The organism is Ruegeria marina, from assembly GCF_900101475.1.
Classification (GTDB): domain Bacteria; phylum Pseudomonadota; class Alphaproteobacteria; order Rhodobacterales; family Rhodobacteraceae; genus Ruegeria_B; species Ruegeria_B marina.
Genome location: NZ_FMZV01000013.1, coordinates 54,448 through 73,840, shown reverse-complemented (window position 1 = coordinate 73,840; position 19,393 = coordinate 54,448). Strand labels below are relative to the sequence as shown.

18 protein-coding genes are annotated in these 19,393 nt (G+C 63.4%); 3 read left to right on the top strand and 15 right to left on the bottom strand.

Features of this window, described 5'->3' with window-relative positions:
- The first annotated feature begins 135 nt into the window (after window positions 1-135).
- Entirely contained in the window at window positions 136-1,374 is a 1,239-nt protein-coding gene (locus tag BLT75_RS16840; protein ID WP_093034402.1) for an MFS transporter, read from the top strand.
- Window positions 1,375-1,376: 2 nt separating this feature from the next.
- Here BLT75_RS16840 and BLT75_RS24130 read toward each other — a convergent pair whose 3' ends face one another.
- Window positions 1,377-1,604, bottom strand: coding sequence for a hypothetical protein (locus tag BLT75_RS24130; protein WP_143028587.1), 228 nt, complete (start codon window positions 1,602-1,604; stop codon window positions 1,377-1,379).
- A 103-nt stretch (window positions 1,605-1,707) separates the two neighbouring features.
- Here BLT75_RS24130 and BLT75_RS16835 point away from each other — a divergent pair, with 103 nt between their 5' ends.
- Complete coding sequence (locus BLT75_RS16835; protein ID WP_093034399.1) at window positions 1,708-2,601, top strand: LysR substrate-binding domain-containing protein; 894 nt, start codon at window positions 1,708-1,710, stop codon at window positions 2,599-2,601.
- Window positions 2,602-2,609: 8 nt separating this feature from the next.
- On the opposite strand, the gene BLT75_RS16830 is transcribed toward BLT75_RS16835, so the two are convergent.
- The 7 genes from BLT75_RS16830 to BLT75_RS16790 all read right to left on the bottom strand — a co-directional run bounded on the left by BLT75_RS16830 (window position 2,610) and on the right by BLT75_RS16790 (window position 9,730).
- Window positions 2,610-4,259 (bottom strand): BCCT family transporter, encoded by a 1,650-nt coding sequence (locus BLT75_RS16830; protein WP_093034396.1) that lies wholly within the window; start codon window positions 4,257-4,259, stop codon window positions 2,610-2,612.
- A gap of 38 nt (window positions 4,260-4,297) precedes the next feature.
- On the bottom strand, window positions 4,298-4,714 hold the full coding sequence (locus tag BLT75_RS16825; RefSeq protein WP_093034393.1) for a universal stress protein: 417 nt from the start codon (window positions 4,712-4,714) through the stop codon (window positions 4,298-4,300).
- Between the two features lie 156 nt (window positions 4,715-4,870).
- Window positions 4,871-5,785, bottom strand: coding sequence for an ornithine cyclodeaminase family protein (locus BLT75_RS16820; protein ID WP_093034390.1), 915 nt, complete (start codon window positions 5,783-5,785; stop codon window positions 4,871-4,873).
- Entirely contained in the window at window positions 5,782-6,402 is a 621-nt protein-coding gene (locus BLT75_RS16815; protein WP_093034387.1) for an HAD family hydrolase, read from the bottom strand. Before BLT75_RS16815 ends, BLT75_RS16820 begins: the two co-directional genes overlap by 4 nt.
- Window positions 6,403-6,412: 10 nt before the next feature.
- Window positions 6,413-7,375, bottom strand: coding sequence for a DMT family transporter (locus BLT75_RS16810; protein ID WP_093034384.1), 963 nt, complete (start codon window positions 7,373-7,375; stop codon window positions 6,413-6,415).
- 785 nt (window positions 7,376-8,160) lie between these two features.
- Window positions 8,161-8,637, bottom strand: coding sequence for a YaiI/YqxD family protein (locus BLT75_RS16800; RefSeq protein WP_093034378.1), 477 nt, complete (start codon window positions 8,635-8,637; stop codon window positions 8,161-8,163).
- 181 nt (window positions 8,638-8,818) lie between these two features.
- A complete protein-coding gene (locus tag BLT75_RS16790) occupies window positions 8,819-9,730 on the bottom strand; it encodes a LysR family transcriptional regulator (RefSeq protein ID WP_093034617.1) in 912 nt (303 codons plus the stop codon).
- A 103-nt stretch (window positions 9,731-9,833) separates the two neighbouring features.
- On the opposite strand from BLT75_RS16790, the gene BLT75_RS16785 reads away from it, so the two are divergent.
- Window positions 9,834-10,646: a class II aldolase/adducin family protein gene (locus tag BLT75_RS16785; RefSeq protein ID WP_093034372.1), complete on the top strand. Its 813-nt coding sequence runs from the start codon at window positions 9,834-9,836 to the stop codon at window positions 10,644-10,646.
- 60 nt (window positions 10,647-10,706) lie between these two features.
- Here BLT75_RS16785 and BLT75_RS16780 read toward each other — a convergent pair whose 3' ends face one another.
- The 7 genes from BLT75_RS16780 to BLT75_RS16750 form a co-directional block, all read right to left on the bottom strand.
- The gene (locus tag BLT75_RS16780) at window positions 10,707-11,825 is read right to left on the bottom strand and encodes an epoxide hydrolase family protein (protein ID WP_218128958.1); all 1,119 of its coding nucleotides are present in this window, start codon (window positions 11,823-11,825) and stop codon (window positions 10,707-10,709) included.
- 113 nt (window positions 11,826-11,938) lie between these two features.
- Window positions 11,939-13,117, bottom strand: coding sequence for a beta-ketothiolase BktB (gene bktB, locus BLT75_RS16775; protein ID WP_093034366.1), 1,179 nt, complete (start codon window positions 13,115-13,117; stop codon window positions 11,939-11,941).
- A 19-nt stretch (window positions 13,118-13,136) separates the two neighbouring features.
- On the bottom strand, window positions 13,137-14,585 hold the full coding sequence (locus BLT75_RS16770) for a TRAP transporter large permease (protein ID WP_093034364.1): 1,449 nt from the start codon (window positions 14,583-14,585) through the stop codon (window positions 13,137-13,139).
- Window positions 14,585-15,403 (bottom strand): TRAP transporter small permease subunit, encoded by an 819-nt coding sequence (locus BLT75_RS16765; RefSeq protein WP_093034361.1) that lies wholly within the window; start codon window positions 15,401-15,403, stop codon window positions 14,585-14,587. Before BLT75_RS16765 ends, BLT75_RS16770 begins: the two co-directional genes overlap by 1 nt.
- A gap of 119 nt (window positions 15,404-15,522) precedes the next feature.
- Entirely contained in the window at window positions 15,523-16,566 is a 1,044-nt protein-coding gene (locus BLT75_RS16760; RefSeq protein WP_093034358.1) for a TRAP transporter substrate-binding protein, read from the bottom strand.
- An 87-nt stretch (window positions 16,567-16,653) separates the two neighbouring features.
- Entirely contained in the window at window positions 16,654-18,921 is a 2,268-nt protein-coding gene (locus BLT75_RS16755; protein WP_093034355.1) for a xanthine dehydrogenase family protein molybdopterin-binding subunit, read from the bottom strand.
- A 14-nt stretch (window positions 18,922-18,935) separates the two neighbouring features.
- Window positions 18,936-19,388, bottom strand: a complete 453-nt coding sequence (locus BLT75_RS16750; RefSeq protein ID WP_093034352.1) for a (2Fe-2S)-binding protein — start codon at window positions 19,386-19,388, stop codon at window positions 18,936-18,938.
- Between the last annotated feature and the right edge of the window lie 5 nt (window positions 19,389-19,393).

Below are 19,393 nucleotides of genomic sequence, written 5' to 3'. Positions count from 1 at the left end.
AACCTGTCCGGCCTTGAAAAGCGGCGCCTTCCCGCCGTTCGCATCAATTTTCTTGAATGATGCCTGCAGAACTCCTGAATTGACGCCGCCGCGTTTGGGTTTAGGGTCCGCCGGGCAATACTCCGGAGACCGCCAATGGACCGCTCGGCCCGCCTGATCAATCCGATCCTGATCGTCAGCTGCATCATCATCACCATCAGCTTTGCTGTCCGCGCCTCGTTCGGCGTGTTCCAGATCCCGATCGCACAGGAATTCGGCTGGCTGCGCTCCGATTTCTCGCTGGCCATCGCCATCCAGAACCTCGCCTGGGGGATCGGCCAGCCGATCTTTGGCGCGATCTCGGAAAAGATCGGCGACCGCAAGGCGATCTTCCTCGGCGCGCTCCTTTACGCTGGCGGCATGGTGCTCAGCGCCTGGTCGACCACACCGCTGGAGCATCAGATCTACGCCTGGGCGGTGGGTTTCGGTATCGCGGGCACCGGCTTTGGCGTGATCCTCGCGGTGGTTGCCCGCGCCTCCAGCGACGAGAACCGCTCGATGAGCCTCGCCCTCATCACCGCCGCCGGCAGCGTCGGACAGGTGATCGGCGCGCCCACGGCGGAATGGCTGTTGACCTTCCTGCCCTGGCAACAGGTGTTCATCGTCTTTGCGGTGGCGGTCCTGGCGCTGGTCCTGACCCTGCCGATGCTGCGCGCGCCAGAACCCGTCAGCAAGGCCGAGCTGCAAGAGAGCATGAGCCAGATCCTGTCCCGCGCCTTTCGCGACCCGTCCTATACGCTGATCTTTCTGGGCTTTTTCAGCTGCGGCTACCAGCTGTCGTTCATCACCGCGCATTTCCCCGCCTTCGTGACCGAGATGTGTGGGCCGATCCTGCCCGGTGGCGTGCTGCATTCGATGGGAATCACCACCACCTCCGCGCTCGGCGCGGTGGCAATCTCGCTGGTGGGGCTGGCCAATATCGCGGGCACGCTGACGGCGGGCTGGGCGGGCAAGCACTTCCCCAAGAAATACCTGCTGGCCGGCATCTATACCGCCCGCACGGTGATCGGGGCCGCGTTCATCCTTCTGCCGATCACACCGCTGTCGGTGATCCTGTTCTCGGTGGCGATGGGGTCGCTCTGGCTTGCCACCGTGCCGCTGACCTCGGGCCTTGTCGCGCATCTCTACGGGCTGCGCTACATGGGCACGCTCTATGGCATCATCTTCCTCAGCCACCAGCTGGGCGGGTTCCTCGGCGTCTGGCTGGGTGGACGGATGTACGACCTCTATGGCGATTACACCATGGTCTGGTGGATCGGGGTCGGCGTCGGTGCCTTCAGCGCCATCGTCCACCTGCCAATCCGCGAGAACAGAACGGTAGCGGTGCCCGCCTAGGATCACCCCCGGATCAGCGGCGCCTTGCGCGCCGCCTCCCACTTCGCACCTTGCTCGTCCAGCCCCGCATCCCGGCGCAACCTGGCCGACAGATGCTCCACACCCGGTGCGGAGCGAAAATTTACCCTGAAACCGCCCAACAACCGGCGGCCCAAACCCCGGAATAGTCCCGCGACATGCCGGGACGAAACTTGAACAACGATGCCCGTCCGATGATCCAGATGTGCCATGTCAAACCTCCGTCGATGACCTGACCCCATCTTGCGCCCGTCCGGCGCGGCCTCTCAAACGCCGTTCCTTGACAGCCATTGTTCCAAAAAGTCACAAAGGACCATGCCCCGTGTCCTGCCCCCGCTGAACGCCCTGCGCGCCTTCGAGGCGGCCGGCAGGCTGGGCAGCTTCACCCGGGCCGCCGCCGAGCTCAACGTGTCGCATTCCGCGATCTCGCGGCATGTCCGGGGGCTGGAGCAGCGGCTCAACGTGCATCTCTTCCGCACCCGTAACACCGGCGTCGAGCTCACCGATCAGGGCCGCGCCTACCTGGCGCAGATTACCCCGGCCTTCGATCTCATCACCGAGGCGACCGAGGCGCTTTCGGTCCCGCCGCAGGGCAAGGTGACGCTGACAACCGAAAGCACCATCGCCCAGAAATGGCTGGTCCCCCGGTTGGGCAAGCTCCGGGCGCTGCATCCCGACATCAGTCTCGAAATCTCCGTCAGCACCCAGGTCATGGATATCGAGGCGCATGATTTCGACATCGGGCTGCGTTACCTGCGATCCGAGCCGCCGCAGGGCTACGACCTGCTGCTGCACTCCATGGTCCACGCCTATGCCGCGCCCGGTTTCGCGCCGATGGCGGATGGGCGGCTCGACCTTGCCGCGCTGGCCCGTGGCCCGCTGATCGAGGAAGCGACCTTCCGCCTCTGGCCTGCGTGGTTCGCACAGGCGGGGCTGGCCGAGCTTCCGCCGCTCGACCTGCCCCATCCGCTCAGCGCGCTGCTGGCGATCCAGTCGGCGGTCTCCGGTCTCGGCGCCGTGCTGATGGACGAGAACCTGTGCGAGCCCGAACGCCGGTCGGGCGCGCTGGTCGAGCTTGCCCCGGTGGCGCTGCCCTTTGGCGGCTACTACCTTGCCGTCAACAGCCGCGCGCACCGGCGCAAACCCGTGCGCGCAGTCCGCCAATGGTTGATCGACGAGGCCGCAAACGCCCTCACGACCAGCCCCTGACCGTCGCGCTACTGGGCTCGGCGTTCGCTCATCAGGCCCTTGTAGATTGCCCAGCACATCAGCAACAGCACCACGGTGAACGGCAAGCCGGTCGAGATCACCATGGATTGCAGCGATTGCAACCCGCCCGCGCTCAGCAGCAGCACGATTGCGACCGCGCCTTCAAAGATGCACCAGAACGCGCGCTGTGGCACCGGTGCATCGACCTTGCCGCCCGCCGTGATCGTGTCGATCACCAGCGAGCCGGAGTCCGACGAGGTGACGAAGAACACGATCACCAGAACGATCCCCACCAGCGAGGTGATCCCGGCCAGCGGCAGCATGTCGAGCATCTTGAACAGCTTCAGTTCCAGCGACGCATCCTGCGCGGCTGTGTAGCCTTCATTGACCACCTGATAGAGCGCGGTACCGCCAAACACCGACATCCACAGCACACAGACCAGCGACGGGATCAGCAGAACGCAAACCACGAATTCACGCACCGTCCGGCCCCGGCTGACACGGGCGATGAACATGCCGACAAAAGGCGACCAGCTGATCCACCATGCCCAGTAGAACGAGGTCCAGCCCTGGCTGAAGTTGACGTCCTCGCGCCCGACCGGGTTGGAGAGCGCCGGCAGGAACTGGAAATAGGCCAAAAGCGAATCCGCAAACAGCGTCAGCAGGAACACGGTCGGCCCGACCAGCAGCACGAAGATCAAGAGCAGAAACGCCAGCCCCATGTTGATCTCGGACAGAACCTTGACGCCCCCATCCAGACCCCGCAGCACCGACACCAGCGCAATTGCGGTGATCACCGAGATCAGGATCACCTCGGTCGTGGGGCCAACGGGGATGCCGAACAGTTCGTTCAGCCCCGCATTGGCCTGTGTCGCCCCGAATCCCAGCGAGGTGGCGAGCCCGAACAGCGTGGCAAACACCGCCAACGTGTCGATCACATGACCGACCCAGCCCCAGACCGCATCGCCAAAGATCGGATGGAACGCCGAACGGATCGTCAGCGGCAGGCCCTTGTTATAGCTGAACAGCGCCAGCGCCAGCGCCACCACGGCATAGATCGCCCAAGGGTGCAGCCCCCAGTGAAAGATCGTCGCCGCCATGCCCAGCCGCATCGCCGCAGCCTGATCCTCTGCCGCGGCGCCCAACGGCGCCCAGTCGGTGCGCACGCCGTTCTCGGCAGCGGTGCCGCCCATCGAGGACGAGAAATGGCTCATTGGTTCCGCCACGCCATAGAACATCAGACCGATGCCCATGCCGGCCGCGAACAGCATCGCGAACCAGCCGACATAGCTGTAATCCGGTGTCGCCGCGGTGCCGCCCAGCCGCACATTGCCCAAGGGCGTCACGATCAACAGCAGGCAGAAGATGACAAAGATGTTCGCCGCCCCGAGGAAGAACCAGTCAAACCCCTTGGTCACCGCGCTGAACAACCAGGAAAACAGTGCCCCTGCCTGATCCGGCAGGGCAAGCGCATAAAAGACGAAGGCGACAATGCACATGCCCGAGATCAGGAAGACGGGGTTGTGAATATCGAACCCGAACGGACCGACACTGCCTTCCAGGTTGTCCTGACCGATTTCGTACTCGGTCTCAATGATGTGCGCAGCGCCCTCGGGGCTGGGAATCCCCTCGGACATTTCATTCGATTGGTCGGCCATGGGTGGCCTCCTTTCGTCAAACTCCAGAACAGAAATCGTCAGCCACGGACCAGCATCACAGATGCTTCGGAATGCGTAGCCAGATAGGCACCGTGGCCGGACCAGATGTAATCGGTCACATTGGGCAGATGGGTCGCCATCACCACCAGGTCTGCGCCCGAGTTCTCCGTCGCCTCCAGCAGCGTCCTGTCCAACTGCACCGAGGGATCGTGATCGACAAGCGCGATGCTCGACGTGGTCACGCCATGCTGCGCTGACTGCTCTTGCGCAAAGGCTTCGAGTTTCTGCCCAAACTCTTCGGGCGTCCGGGCGACGGGCCCCGGCGTGGTCGTGGTGACGCCAAGAAAGCAGAGCTCGGCCTTGTAATGCCGGGCAAGGTCGGCACCGATCCGCAGCACCCTGTCCAGCCGTTCGGCATGGGCAAGATCAACGGGAATAACGATTTTACGGAACATGTCCCCTCCTGTTTCCGACCGGCTGTTGGCGGTCCGTTTCCGGGTACTGCAATGCCACCCCCTGCGGGGTTCACAGTTGCAACTTTTCCATTCAAACGCATTTCCCGAGAAATTTCAATTATTTCCTGCCCATTGAGATACACGGGCCAGGACCAGTCACCCCTGTTCCTGCCACTTGTCGAGTATGTAACGGCTCGTCATCAGGTCCAGATGCGCGCCGCCACCGTTCTTGAACAGGGTAATATCGTCCCGGTCCGCCTTGAACGCGTCCAGATTATAGAAATCCGCCAGCACATCCGACCGGGCGATCACCCCGTCGGCCAGCGGCATCATCAGCTCTCCGATATGGTCGAGCGTGGTGTCGAAACTGTCCACGAAGATGCGCGCCCGGCGCATCGCCTCGTCATCGGCCTCGCGCATGTCGGGCCGATAGGCGCCGATCAGGTTCAGGTGCTGACCGGGGCGCAGCCATTCGCCGCGAATGACCGGCTCGCTCGACATGGTGGCGGTGACGATGATGTCGGCCCGGTTCACCGCCTGCGCCAGATCGTCGACCACCTCCAGCCCCTCATAGCGCGCCGCCACCTCCTCGGCCTTGGACCGGGTGCGGTTCCACATCTTCAGGCGCGCCTTGGGGAACCCCGCCCCGAACGCCTCGCACAGCGACAGGCCCACGGTGCCCGCACCCACCACCAGCACCTCGCGCGCATCAGGATCGGCCAGCCGCAACGCCGCCAGCAGGCTGTCGCCTGCCGTCTTCCACTTGGTCACCAGGTGGAAATCGACCAGTGCCGACAGCGCCCCGTCGTGATCGCTGTAAAGGTTTACCGCCCCGTTGATCATCGGATCTCCCCGCTCGGGATTGCGCGGAAAGATATTGGCGGTCTTGACCGCGATCCCCAGCCCGTCGATCCAGGCGGACCGCGTCAGCATCGTGTCGGGATCGCGATAGAGGAACGTGTCGCCGATTTCCGCCTTGGGCAAGCTATGCCCATCGGCCAGCGCGCGGGTCAGTTCCAGCCAGTCCAGCTTGGCCTCGCCCTCGGCAAAGGGAATATAGGTAATGCTCATGCGGCCTCTCCTTCGGTCAAAAGCCCTTCGGCCACCAGGCGCGCGGCCCAGCCCTGAGGCCCGGTGAAATGATGCACCTGCCAGCCACGGACGCGGGCGGTGTCGATATTGTCGATCCGGTCGTCGGCAAACAGCAGCCTGTCCGGCGCCAGCCCGCAATCGGCCTCGACCGCGGCATAGATCGGTGCGTGCGGCTTCACCATCCGCATCCGTCCCGAGACATAGGCCCGGTCGAACTCGGTCAGGAACGGATAGACCGTGCAGGCATAGTCGAAATTCTGCACCCCGAAATTGGTCAGCGCAAACACTGGCACACCCTTTGCCCTGAGCGCGCGCATGAGGCGCACCGAATGCGGAATCTCGGGCGCGGCCAGTTCAATCCAGCTATCGTGCCAGGCCCGGATCTCGTCGCGCCAGGCGGAATGTTTCTCGGCCCAGGCATAGATCGTATCGGTGAAATGATGCCCCTGGTCCACCAGGTCGTTCATCCCGTGCAGATCGACCTCGGCGAACATGGCACGCCGACGGTCCGGGCCGATGGTGCGGTCGTAATAGCGTTCCGGTTGCCACTCGATCAGCACGTTGCCGATGTCGAAGATGACGGCCTCGATGGGCATAGTGTGTTCCTCAGCTTTGTGATCTGGGGCGCGGACGGGTCGGGGTACGGCCGCGCCGGGTCTCGCGCCAGACTGAAACAAGACCTGCGCCGATGATCAAGCCGGAACCGGCCCAGACCGCCCTGTCGGGCCATTCGCCGAAAATCAGCACGCCCCAGAGCACCGCCATCGGCATCGCGATGTATTCGAACGGCGCCACCAGTCCCGCCTCGCACAGCCTGTAGGCCTGCGCCGTCAGGTAGCCGCCGACCGAACCGGCCACCCCCATCGCCAGAAAGAATTTCCAGTGCTCCGGCTCCGGCCAGCGCCAGGCCCGCAGGATGAAATCCAGCGCCGCGCTGTCGCTCCCCGCCAGCCGTCCGTCACCGAGCGTCAGCCCCACCAGCGCGCTGACCACCAGAAAGGCCAGCAGAGGATAAAAGGTCAGCGTCGCACCCCGATCCGCCCCGCCCGCCCGGCGCGTGAGCACATGCAGCGAGGCATAACCGCAGGCCCCCAGCAAGGGCAGCACCGCCGCAGGCTGAAACGCCTCGGTCCCCGGCTGCATGATCACCAGCACACCGAGGAACCCGACAAACACCGCGCCCCAACGCCACGGCCCCACCCTCTCGCGCAGGAACAGGACAGACAACGCGGTCACGATCAGCGGCGTGGCAAAGGCGATGGCCACCGCCTCGGCCAGCGGCATGACCGCCAGCCCGGTGAAAAAGAACAGGTTCGCGCAGAGCACCGCGAAACTGCGCGCCATGTGCAGGCGCGGCTGCCGCGTCCGCAGCACCTGCACCCCGCCCTCCAGCGGCACGAAGACTGCCAGCAGCACCACCATCGCCACCACTGACCGGATCAGCACCATCTGATACAGCGGATAGTCGCCGGAAAAGAACTTGAACACCACGTCGATGACGGAAAAGCAGATCCCGGCCCCCATCGCGGCCAACAGGCCCAGCACGTTCACCCTGACCTCGCCGCTCATCGACCCGCTCCCTCGCCTGCCCGCACACCAGTGTCCGAAACGGCCGGCAGGGGCAAGCGCAGAACCGATACCCGAGGGTCGCGCGACTCGCGGTACCGTCGGTGACGCACTTGTACTTGGCCTTCTGAAATTCGTTCAGTGGCGGCGCATCCCCGTCATCCAGAAACGGCTGCAAGCCGAGCCAGACATCTTCATGAGCTTGGCGATCGTGGCCGTGGCGGATTTTCCGTGCCCGCGCGTCGATCAGCCCGCGCGCCAGCACCCGCCCATTCACCTCGATGACGGTCGCAAGAGCGGGCGGCTCCAGTCCCGCCCCGATGCGCGAGATCAGCTTGCCGGCGACATAGACGTCCTGTCCCCGGATCAGGTCCGGCGAACAACTCGTTAAAATCCTTGCACCCCGGATCAGAACGGCATTCGGCGCCGCATCCTGCGGCGCGGTCTCGCGGGCACCTGTAGCCAGCGCAAACAGAAAAAGGCAATCCAAAGCACGGGCACGCGTTTGATTGTCATCTGACAAATTGCCCAAAGGCGTGGTTCAAATCGGCATCTCGGCAACAGCGTTGCATTCCGTCCCCGTCCTGTCAAAGTCCGAACCCGGTTCGGAATGAGGCAAATCCGGTACCGCTTCTTTCTGGTCCAAAATACTCCGGAGCGCGAGGCGGAGCCTCGCAAGACTCCCCGGGGGATCCACCTCTCCGGCTCCCGAAAGGTTCGCGGCGTGCTGCCTCCCGCACGAGACAAACCTGCCGTCCGTGCCTGTCAGATCGCAAGAACCGCAACCCTCACGGAGCTGCGCGCGATGGCCCGTCACGCAGGGCGGCCCTGATCTCGCGTTCCAGCGCGTCGAGGAACCGCGAGCGATCCGCCTTCGAAAACGGCTTGCCGCCGCCCGCCATGCCCAGCGGGTTCGCGGCGCGCAGGTCGGCCATGAGGTCGCGCATGGCCAGCTGCTGGCCAATGTTGGCCGGGGTAAAGGCCTCGCCGTTGTGGCGCAGCACCCGCGCCCCCGCCGTCACGCATTTCGCCGCCAGCGGAATATCAGCAGTGACGACCACGTCCCCCGCCCCCGCACGCTCGGCGATCCACATGTCGGCAAAATCCGGTCCCTCGGGCACCACCACCACCTCGACCAGCGGATTGGCCGAAGGGCGCAGCCCCCCGTTCGATACCAGCACCATCCGCAGCCGATGGCGGGTGGCAACCCGCTCAGCCTCGGCTTTCACCGGACAGGCGTCCGCATCTATATACAGGGTCGTCATGCCGCAACCTCTACCGGGTCCGGGCCGCAGATGAAAGAGCCGGCCCGAAGCAGATCTTCGCCCCTGGGCACAGGATGCAGCAGGGCGGTCCCTCGAAGGAGACATTCGTGGCGCAGGCGGAACCTTCGGTTACCTGAAATCAGGCGATGCAGGACGCCGTCTTGCAGAAGCACGGAAATGATCACGTTTCCCAGTCCGGGGCCCGAAAGGCCCGAGCCGCGAAATCGACGAAGCTGCGGATGCGCGGGACAATCTGACGTTCCGGCAGGAAAACCGCTTGTATGGCCGTGTCGTCGGCGGGCCGCAGGCCGGGCAAAAGCCGGACCAGGCGCCCGTCCCTTATCGCCGGGCTGGCCAGGTGCTCGGCCACGCGCATCGCGCCCATACCGGCAAGACACATCTGGAAGAGCGACATGCCCTGGTTGCCCCGCAGGCGGCTCCTGGCGTGGAAGGTGACGGTTCTGTCCCCGTCAACAAAGCGCCAGCGGTTCAGGTGCTCGCGGCTGGCGTCCCAGGCGAGGCAGGGCATGGAGGACAGGTCCTCCACGGAGTCAGGCAATCCATGACGCGCCACCAGGCCGGGTGCGGCCACCACCAACCGCCGCAACCGGCACAGCTTGCGGTGCATCAGGCTCGCATCGGGCAGGGCGCCCATGCGAATGGCCACATCTATACCGCCCTCGATCAGGTTTTCGTGGTCATCGGTGAGCCGAAGATCGAGCGACAGGCCCGGGTGTCGGGCTAGAAACTCCGGGATCAGCGGTGTGACCCGGTCAAGACCGAAGGCGATGGGGGCCGAAACGCGAAGCAAGCCCTCCATCCGGACGGCATCGCTTTGCCACTCCGCCTCCGCCTCTTCAATGGTTGCCAGCAGCCGGCGGGCAATGTCGAGAAACCGCGCGCCCTCGGGCGTCACCCTGTGGCCCCGCGTCGTCCGGTGCAGCAAGGTCGCGCCAAGGCGCGCCTCCAGCCGCTGGATCGTCTGGCTGACAAAGGGTTGGCTGACCTCCAGCACGCGCGCCGCAGCGCTGAAACCGCCGGTCTCGACCACCGCGCGGAACACCCGCATTTCCACCAGCCTGTCGTCGCGCATCATGCCGTCATTGCAGTTGTGATAACAGTTATTGCCGCAACGACATTGAGCGAAAAACGCGCTGCATTCAATATTCGCGAAATCGCGCAACAGGAGGACCGCCATGCTGGATCTTGGCAACCGAATCTCGATCTACCAGCCCGAACAGGAAGGGCTGATCTTTCCCGAAATCCCTGAATTCGACACTGTCGAAGACGAACGGCGCCATCGCAAGGAGCGTCTTGTCGCCGCCTGCCGCGCCTTTGCCCAGCAGGGCTTTGACTATGGCTTTGCGGGCCACCTGACCGTGCGGGATCCGGAACGCCCGGAGCTTTACTGGACCAACCCGATGTGCGTGCATTTCGACAAGGTCAGGATGTCCAACCTGATCCTCGTCGATCATGCGGGCAAGGTGATCGAGGGGAATTACGCCGTGAACCGCGCTGGCTTTGTGCTGCACGCCAATGTCCACGAGGAACATCCCGACATCATCGCGATGTGCCATGCGCACACCATCTATGGCACCGCCTGGTGCGCGACCGGGCGGCCGATCGACCCGATTACCCAGGATGCCTGCGCCTTTTTCGAGGATCACGTGGTGATCGGCGAACAGGGCGGCCAGGTGGCAGTGGAAAATCACGCGGGTTCCGACGTGGCCAAGGCGTTCAAGGGCGTCAAGGCCGCGCTGCACCAAAACCACGGGCTGCTCACCGCATCGCGCCATTCTATTGAATCGGCGGCTTTCTGGTTCATCGCTCTGGAGCGCTGCTGCAAGCAGCAGCTCGATATCGCCGCCAGCGGCATCGAGCCGATCCGCATCCCCGAAGGCCGGGCGCGCTATAGCCGCGAGCATGTGGGCAGCGAGTATATCGGCTGGTTGCATTTCCAGACCATCTGGAACCAGCTGGTCGAGGATCAGCCCGACATGTTCGACTGAATCGGGGCCCCCGATTCCATGCCAACTTCACCCGCAGCACACTGTTGCGGGTGAACGTTTTTAAGCAGGCAGGTCCGCAAAGAAGGCCCGGATCTCCGCCGCGAGCGCCGCGGGCTGCTCCATGGCGGCGAAATGTCCGCCCTTCTCCATCCCGGTCCAACGGCGGATATCCGGGAACATCTGCGCCGCAGCCTCCCGTTCCGGCCTGCGGATTTCGCGCGGGAAGGCGGCATGGCCCATGGGCACGCGGACCTGTGCACCGTCGGGCACCGGCCAATCGCCATGCAAACGCGCATAATAGGGCCAGAACGACGAGCCGATGGCACCTGTGAACCAATAGAGCGAGATATTGGCCAGCATCCGGTCGCGGCTGACCGCAGTAAAGGGGTCGCCGCCGTGATCTGTCCAGCGGTGGAATTTCTCGCCGATCCAGGCGGCCAGCCCGGCAGGCGAGTCGGTTAGGGCATAGGCCAGCGTCTGCGGCTTGGTGCCCTGGATGATCGCATAGGCGGTTTCCTCCCGCTCGAACTCCGACGGCTCAGGCCGCAGGGGCAGGTAGTTCAGGTGCAACCCCGTCACCCGGTCGGGATGGCGCAGGGCCAGTGCCGACCCCGTGAAGGCGCCCCAATCGCCGCCCTGAACGCCAAACCGCGGGTATCCCAATGCGCTCATCAGATCAGCAAACAGCGCGGCCATTTCCTGGACGCTGAAGCGCTTTTGCCCTGGCGCAAAGGACAGTCCGAACCCCGGAAGCGACGGGGCGACCACGGTAAAGGCATCCTCCGGCCTGCCGCCGAACCGCGCGGGATCGGTGAGTATCGGCAGGATGTCGAGGAATTCGAACACCGATCCCGGCCAGCCATGCAGCAACAGAAGCGGCCTGGGCGATGGTCCCTGCCCCTTGGCGATGATGGTGTGCAGATCGATCCCGTGCAGCGGCAGCATGACCTGTTCGAAGGCGTTCAGCGCCGCCTCCTGGGCACGCCAGTCGAACCTGTCGCGCCAATAGCCGATCAGATCGGCCAACCAGTCCGGATCGGTGCCAAAAGCCCAATCCGGGCCGGGCGTGCGATCCGGCAGCCGGGTCCGGCCCAATCTGTCGTGCAGATCGTCGATCTGCCCCTGCGCAATCTCAAGCTCGAAAGCCTGCATTTCGGAGCCTTTCGCCTGTGTCGGCATCGTCCGTGACCGGCTGTTGCGCCAGCACGGGACCGACCATCAGAATAAGCACCGCAATACCCCCGGTTTCATGCGTTGCCTCCTTGTTCGCGATGTGAACCCGCCGCCTCCGTTCACAGCGCCTCGACGATCAGGGCAATCCCCTGCCCGCCGCCGATACACATGGTCGCCGCGCCCTTTCGGGCGCCCGTTCGGCGCATTTCATAAACCAGCTTGGTGGTAATGATCGCCCCGCTGGCCCCGATGGGATGGCCAAGCGCAACAGCCCCGCCATTGGGGTTGACCCGTGCCGGATCAAGCCCGAGTTCCGCAGTGACGGCGCAGGCCTGGGCCGCGAAGGCTTCGTTGCTTTCCACCACGTCCAGGTCCCCCGCCGTGATCCCCGCCCGCCCGAGCGCGATACGCATCGCGGGCACCGGACCCAGCCCCATCACCTCGGGTGCTACCCCGGCATGACCGTAGGAAACCACGCGCGCCAGTGGCGTCACGCCCAGGCGCTCTGCCGCCTCGGCACTCATCAGGATGAGCGAGGCCGCGCCGTCGTTGATGCCCGAGGCATTGCCCGCCGTCACGGTCCCGTCCTTCCTGAATGCCGCCCGCAGGCCCGCCATGCCCTCAAGGTTCGCATCCGCGCGCACATGTTCATCGGTGTCGAACACCACCTCGCCCTTGCGGGTCTGTTGCACCACCGGCACGATCTGCTCGCGGAAATGCCCCGCCGCGATGGCCGCCGCCGCGCGCCGGTGGCTTTCGACGGCAAAGGCGTCCTGCGCCGCGCGGTCGATCCCGTGACGCTCGGCCACGTTCTCGGCGGTGATCCCCATATGGCCGTGACCGAAGGGATCGTGAAGCACCGCGGTCATCATGTCGATGGCCTGCGCATCCCCCATCTTTTGCCCCCAGCGCGCAGAAGGTATCAGATAGCCCGCGCGGCTCATGCTTTCCGCCCCGCCGGCAAGAACAACCTCGGCATCCCCAAGGGCGATGGCCTGTATGCCCGACACGATGGCCTGCAACCCAGAGCCGCAAAGACGGTTGACTGTCAGTGCAGGCGCGCTGTCCGGCACGCCAGCGCCCATCGCGATGGTGCGGGACAGGTACATGTCGCGAGCTTCGGAATGGATAACATTGCCAAAGAATGCCTGCCCCACATCGGAGGCCGAGATCCCCGCCCGCGCGATGGCCGCGCGGGCGGTTACAATGCCCAGTTCGGTGGGGCTGACGTCCTTCAACGCGCCACCGAAATCGCCGATGGCGGTACGGGCGGCTGAAGCAATGACGATGTCTTTCATGTGCAGATCCCCGATCTAATTATTGAGTGCCATAGGCGTAGGCCGGCAACCATGTCACCAGGGCCGGGAATTCAAAGACGATGAACAGGCCCAGAAGCTGCAGCATGACGAAGGGGATCACGCCCTTGTAGATGTGGCTCAGCGACACGCCGGGCGGACAGACCCCCTTGAGGTAGAACAGCGCAAAACCCACCGGCGGCGTCAGAAAGCTGGTCTGCAATGTGACCGCCACAAGGATCGCGAACCACACGACGGACGGCTGATTGACCGTGTCGTAGCCTTCGATCGGCAAGTTCAGCGACAGGATCACCGGCAGCATCAGCGGCATGATGATGATCGTGATCTCGATCCAGTCCAGCAGGAAACCCAGCAGGAACACGATGAACAGGATGAACGCCACGGTCCAGTAGGGGTGCCCGTCAAAGGCATTCAGCACCATGTGCTCGATGATCTCGTCCCCGCCATAGCGCCGCAGGATGAAGGCAAAGAAGTTCGCCGCGAGGAAGATGCCGACGATATAGCCCGAGGTATTCAGCGTCGATCGGCTGACAGTGGCCAGCACCTTCAGGTCAAGCTTGCGGTTGGCCAGCGCCAGCAGCGTCGCCCCCAGCGCCCCCAGACCCGAGGCTTCGGTCGGTGTGGCGAAACCCGCAAAGATCGAGCCCAGAACCAGAAGGATCAGCAGCATCGGCGGCACCACCGCCAGCAGCACCTCCTTGACCACCGGCCAGCCGACATGCTCGGATTTCTCCGGCGCGGGCATCGCCTTGGGATTGATGAAGCCGTAGATCACGATGAAGACGATATAAAGCGCGCCCAGCAACAGCCCTGGGAACAATGCGCCCATGAACAGATCCCCAAGGCTGATGGCCAGCTGATCCGACATGATCACCAGCATGATCGACGGCGGGATCAGGATGCCCAGCGTCCCCGCCGAGGCGATGGTGCCGGTGGCGATGGGCTTGGAATAGTTCTGGTTCATCATCTGCGGCAGCGCCATCACGCCAAGCAGCGTGACGGATGCGCCGATCACCCCGGTCGAGGCGGCAAGGATGATCCCGATCAGCAGCACGGTCAGCGACAGCCCGCCGCGCAACCCCCGGAACAGTTTCTGCATCGACTGCATCATGCGGAGCGCCACGCCGGACTGGTCCAGCATCAACCCCATGAAGATGAACATCGGCAGCGCCACCAGCACCGGGTTCTTGACGATCGAGCCAAACAGCCGCCCCGAGAGGGCGTGCAGTTTCTGGTATTCGATCCCGGTGCGGTTGAAATCGATGATATCGCGGAAGGTCCCGCGGAACGGATCGAGCAGGAATTCGGCGATCAGCACGAAGATAAGGCTGATCCCCACCAGCGCCATCGCCACCGGTACGCCGCGAAACAGCATGACGATGAAACCGCCGAACATGAAGATCACCGCGATCTCGTTCAGCGTCAGGAATTGACCGACAAAGCTCAGCATCAGCGCGCCCTCCGTGCGTCACGCAGAAGCGCGAGACCGACAACAACGATCGTCAGGACCACGGTGATGACGATGGTGTACTTGATATCCCATGGCCCGGCCTCGAACTCGTCGAAGATCGGTTTGCGCGCGATGGCGCGCGGGTTTTCGCCCTCGGGCAACGTGAGCCAGTGATACACGTATATCGCGTAATAGGCCGCGAGGTTGATCGCGAACATGGTGGACGGCAGGGCATAGAGCAGCTTGCGCCCCAGCGTCGGCGCGGTCAGCACCTTTAGGCGGCGTTTGTACATCGACCAGGTTGCCATCGCGATCAGAACGAAGGACAGGTTCAGCACCACCTTGAGAATCCAAAGGTTGTGCAGCCCGTTGGGGCTGTCCGAGCCTTCATCGGCGACCACCGAGGAAATCGCATAGCCCAGCGTCACATCCCAGCTGAGGATCACGAAGGGCAGGAAACACCACGCCAGCGCAAAGACGTCGATGCGTGCTTTGCGCCTGGGGTCGAAATTGTCATAGAAGATATCCACGCGCACATGGCTGTTGGTGGTCACCGCATAGGCCACGCCCACCAGTACCGCCGCGCCGTACAGCCACCACTGGAAATCGTCCAGCCAGGCCTGGTTGTTGCCTGCCTGGCGCAGCACGACCTGGGCGCAGATGGCGATCATCAGGATGGGAAAAAGCCAGGCCACCACATTGGACAGGTTGACGACAAACCTGTCGCCACGACCATGCTCGCCCCGGTCGATCTCGCCGGGATCATTGATCGCAACGCTCGGCTCGTCCCCCCCGATTACTGTTTCTTCTTCATGCATGTGTCCCCCTCACCGCGCGCAGGCGCGGCAGCGATAATGTGCAGGTGCGGTTTTGCGGGTGCAGCAAGGGACAGGCCCGTATTCGGGCCTGTCCCGTCTCAGCCGGAAGCGCCGCCCGATCAGTCGCGCGGACGCGGCAGATAGATCGTGTTGCCCCAGGTCTTGTAGCCTTCACGGTACTCGCTCAGGTCATCCCAGACCTTCTTGAAGAAGGCATCCTCGGCCGCCAGTTCGCCGGCCACCTCGTTCCAGGCTGCTTCAAACGCGGACAGTTGCTCGGGGGTCCATTGCTTGATGGTCACGCCGTTATTCTCGACATTGTCCACCATGGCCGGGAAGTTCGTGGCCTCGCCCTCGGCGAAGTTGGTGGTGATGTTGGCGAGACAGGCGATCTCGATCTGCTTCTGCGCGGACTCGTCCAGATCTTCCCAGCGATCCTTGTTGATCAGGAGTTCGAACAGGGTCGCGGGCTGGTGCCAACCGGGGAAGTAGTTGTACTTGGCAATCTGGTGGAAGCCGAGACGCGCATCGATACGCGGCATCGAGAACTCGGTCGCGTCAATCGCGCCGCGCTCCAGCGCCGGGAAGATGTCGCCACCCGCGAGCAGCGAGGTCGACACGCCCAGTTTCTGCATCACCTCGGCGCCCAGGCCGAAGAAGCGCATGTTCAGACCTTCGAGATCCTTGAGCGAGTTGATTTCGTTCTTGAACCAGCCCGAAGTCTCCGGCGCGATCACACCGCAGGGCAGAACCTTAACGTTATAGCCGTTTTCGTCATACATCTGCTGAAACAGCGCGGCGCCGTCATCATAGAGCATCCAGCCCAGGAACTCGCCCGCTTCCGGGCCAAAGGGCACGGCGGCAAAAAGCGAGGCAGCCGCCATCTTGCCCTGCCAGTAACCCGAGGTGGTATAGGCCGCATCCACCGAGCCGTTCGACACCGCGTCGAGCGCTTCCAAGGTCGGCACCAGTTCACCGGGATCGTAATGCTTGAATTCAACCTCGCTCGAAATTGCATTGATCTTGTCGACGAAATCGACACCGGCCGTGCCCAGGATCGGCAGGTTTTTTCCGAAAGCGCTCGTCATCTCGAACACTTCCTGCGCCTGAACGGCACCGGCAGTCAGACATGCCGCCACGGCGACGGTTGCAATGGTCTTCATGGGTTTTCTCCTCCCTTGGTATTCAGCCCTTAGGGGCATCTTATTGGGGCAACGCTACATGTGCATTGCCCCTTTGACTTATTAGCGTCAGGCCGACATGGCGGCCTTGACCTTCTCCGGCGTGATCGGCAGCGACCGAACACGTGCACCAACCGCCTTGAAGATGGCGTTGGCAATCGCGGGTGCGATCACGGTGGCCCCGGCCTCGCCCACGCCGACCGGATAGTGACCGCTGTCCAATACGGTCAGATCCAGTTCCGGCAGGTGCTCCTGACGCAACGGGTTCATATCTTGGAACGACTCCGCGATCAATCGCCCATCCTCAAACTGAACATCTTCGAGCGCAGCAAAGGCCAGACCCCAGAGGGCTGCCCCCATCAGCTGGTCACGGGTCATCTGCGGGTTCACCAGCGTGCCGTGTTCGGACACCAGCGTCAGCTTCTTCACCTCGAATTCGCCGGTTTCAGCATCGACCGCGACATGGGCCGCGCAGGCGTTCCAGATCGCCGAGGCGCGTTCCTGCGGTGCCGAACAGGCAATACCGATGGATTCACCCGCCGGCAGCGGCTTGCCATAGCCGGAGCGGTTGACCGCTTCGCGCAGAACCGCCGCCAGACGTTTCGCGCCATCCTGCTGTGCACCCGAACCCGCGTTCTTGCCGGTTCCGTCCAGCAGTTCCAGACGCAGCGACAACGGGTCCTTGCCGATTTCGTTCGCGATCTCGTCGATAAAGCTTTCCAGCGCGAAATACTGGTAGCCCGGGCCTACCGCCCGCACCGCGCCCGGCGGCAACGCGGATTGTGCGACCTGATTGAGCGAGGTCACAACGGTCTGGTTTGGCACCGTATACCAGTGATCCAACCCGTTTACCGCAAAGGGATCGTGCATCGGAGCGCCTTCCTTGCCGGTCTTGTCCGGTGCCATGAAAGGCGGAGCAAGGATCGGGATCAAGTAAGAACCGGCGTTCGCGGCCCGCATTCCGTCGATCTTGCCACCGTTCAGGCCCGCAGTCAGCTTTACAGCGTTCACCGGGCGCGAATAGTCCATCACCTGTTCGAATTCGCGCGAGTAGATGACCTTGACCGGCTTGCCAAACTGCTTTGCTGCCATCGCCGCAAGGATATGCGGGTCGGAATACTGACGCCGACCGTACGATCCGCCCAGAAGCTGCTGGTGCACCACGATGTTTTCCTGCGGAATACCGAGTTTTTTCAGATCCTCGACCATGAAGGTCTGAATCTGTGTCCCGGTATAGACATGATAGACCCCATCCTGAATGTCGACCAGACAGGTTTGCGGTTCCAAAGCGCCGTGCAGGTTTACACCGACTTCGTAGATGGCTTCGACCTTGCTTTCGGCATTGGCGATGGCCGCTTCGGCATCCCCTTCCTTGAGGAAGTGCGATTCCGCCTCGCCGCTTTCGATCAGGCGCAGGTTTTCGGCGCGCAGATCCTTGAGGGACAACTTGGCATTCGGGCCGACATCGTATTCGACCTTGATCAGCTCGGCGGCCTTGCGGGCCGCAAAGTAGGTGTCCGCGACGGCCAGCACGATACCGGTGTAGTAGTGCTCGATCACATCGCCTTCGGCGACGTGATAGCCGTGATATCCCTTGACCGACTTGGCTTCGCTGTCATCGACCGAAACTACCCGCGCGCCGTTGCGCACGGCCGGGATCAGCGGTGTCGCGACAACCATGCCCGGCACTTTTGCGTCAATGCCATACATGGCCTGACCGCGCGACTTGGCAGGGATATCAAGCGCTTCGAGGCTGGTGCCAACATAGTGGCGCTGATCCGCTGTCTTCAGCGTGATCGCCTTCATCTCTTCTTCGGAGAAGCTGCGCGCGGTGATGCCGGACGCAACCAGCGCGCCATAGGTGACCATATGCCCGTTACCGGTGATGACACCCTTTTTTGCGGTATAGTCGCTGGGCGATCCGCCGAATTTCTCGGCCGCGGCTTCCAGCATGGTGATCCGGCCGGACGCGCCGGCGCGCGACAGCGCATCAAAGGTCCAGTTGATCGACCACGAACCACCGGTCAGATGCAGACCAAGGCGCGGATCAAAGCCGATGTAGTCGATGGAAACATTCTTCCAGTCCACTTCCAGTTCGTCCGCGACGATCTGCGCCAGCGCGGTGCCGACGTGTTGACCGACTTCGGCCTTCTGGATGTGGATCACCACGCTTTCATCTGCGTGAATGTCGAAGAACAGCGTGGGTGAAATCATGCTGCGCACATCGGCGGAGGTTGGCGAGAGCAGACCCCATCCCATGGTGACCGCTGCACCTGCCGTACTTGCACCGACAAGGAAGGCGCGGCGGCTGACGCCCGGTTTTTGCTGAATTGTCATGTTGTTGTCCTCCCTCAGGCTTTCGCCGCGGTCTTGATGGCCGCGCGGATGCTTTCGTAGGTCATGCAGCGGCACAGGTTGCCGTTCATGGCCTCGACGATCTCTGCGTCAGACGGATCGGGGTTGTTGGCCAGAAGATCGGCCGCCTGCATGATCTGGCCGGACTGGCAATAGCCGCATTGCGGGACCTGATGCTTGATCCAGGCCAGTTGCAGCGGATGCTCGCCGGTGGGATGCAGACCCTCGATCGTGGTCACTTCGGCCCCTTCGTCGAGATCCTCAAGCCAGGTCTGGCAGGAACGCACGGCCTGTCCGCCCACATGCACGGTGCAGGCGCCGCACAGCCCCTGGCCGCAGCCGAACTTGGTTCCGGTCATGCCCAGTTCTTCGCGAATGACCCAGAGCAGAGGTGTCTGGCCGTCCGAGGCCACCTCCTTCTGGATGCCGTTGATGGTCAGTTTCTTCATGGGTC

Excerpts from the sequence above, each read along its gene's own strand:
- BLT75_RS16820 (WP_093034390.1), bottom strand. The coding sequence starts at position 5,785 with ATGAGCATTACCTATATTCCCTTTGCCGAGGGCGAGGCCAAGCTGGAC.
- BLT75_RS16750 (WP_093034352.1), bottom strand. The coding sequence starts at position 19,388 with ATGAAGAAACTGACCATCAACGGCATCCAGAAGGAGGTGGCCTCGGAC.
- BLT75_RS16825 (WP_093034393.1), bottom strand. The coding sequence starts at position 4,714 with ATGTTCCGTAAAATCGTTATTCCCGTTGATCTTGCCCATGCCGAACGG.
- BLT75_RS16755 (WP_093034355.1), bottom strand. The coding sequence starts at position 18,921 with ATGACAATTCAGCAAAAACCGGGCGTCAGCCGCCGCGCCTTCCTTGTC.
- BLT75_RS24130 (WP_143028587.1), bottom strand. The coding sequence starts at position 1,604 with ATGGCACATCTGGATCATCGGACGGGCATCGTTGTTCAAGTTTCGTCC.
- BLT75_RS16770 (WP_093034364.1), bottom strand. The coding sequence starts at position 14,585 with ATGCTGAGCTTTGTCGGTCAATTCCTGACGCTGAACGAGATCGCGGTG.
- BLT75_RS16810 (WP_093034384.1), bottom strand. The coding sequence starts at position 7,375 with ATGAGCGGCGAGGTCAGGGTGAACGTGCTGGGCCTGTTGGCCGCGATG.
- BLT75_RS16835 (WP_093034399.1), top strand. The coding sequence starts at position 1,708 with ATGCCCCGTGTCCTGCCCCCGCTGAACGCCCTGCGCGCCTTCGAGGCG.
- BLT75_RS16760 (WP_093034358.1), bottom strand. The coding sequence starts at position 16,566 with ATGAAGACCATTGCAACCGTCGCCGTGGCGGCATGTCTGACTGCCGGT.
- BLT75_RS16840 (WP_093034402.1), top strand. The coding sequence starts at position 136 with ATGGACCGCTCGGCCCGCCTGATCAATCCGATCCTGATCGTCAGCTGC.
- bktB (WP_093034366.1), bottom strand. The coding sequence starts at position 13,117 with ATGAAAGACATCGTCATTGCTTCAGCCGCCCGTACCGCCATCGGCGAT.
- BLT75_RS16800 (WP_093034378.1), bottom strand. The coding sequence starts at position 8,637 with ATGACGACCCTGTATATAGATGCGGACGCCTGTCCGGTGAAAGCCGAG.
- BLT75_RS16790 (WP_093034617.1), bottom strand. The coding sequence starts at position 9,730 with ATGCGCGACGACAGGCTGGTGGAAATGCGGGTGTTCCGCGCGGTGGTC.
- BLT75_RS16780 (WP_218128958.1), bottom strand. The coding sequence starts at position 11,825 with ATGCCGACACAGGCGAAAGGCTCCGAAATGCAGGCTTTCGAGCTTGAG.
- BLT75_RS16815 (WP_093034387.1), bottom strand. The coding sequence starts at position 6,402 with ATGCCCATCGAGGCCGTCATCTTCGACATCGGCAACGTGCTGATCGAG.
- BLT75_RS16830 (WP_093034396.1), bottom strand. The coding sequence starts at position 4,259 with ATGGCCGACCAATCGAATGAAATGTCCGAGGGGATTCCCAGCCCCGAG.
- BLT75_RS16765 (WP_093034361.1), bottom strand. The coding sequence starts at position 15,403 with ATGCATGAAGAAGAAACAGTAATCGGGGGGGACGAGCCGAGCGTTGCG.
- BLT75_RS16785 (WP_093034372.1), top strand. The coding sequence starts at position 9,834 with ATGCTGGATCTTGGCAACCGAATCTCGATCTACCAGCCCGAACAGGAA.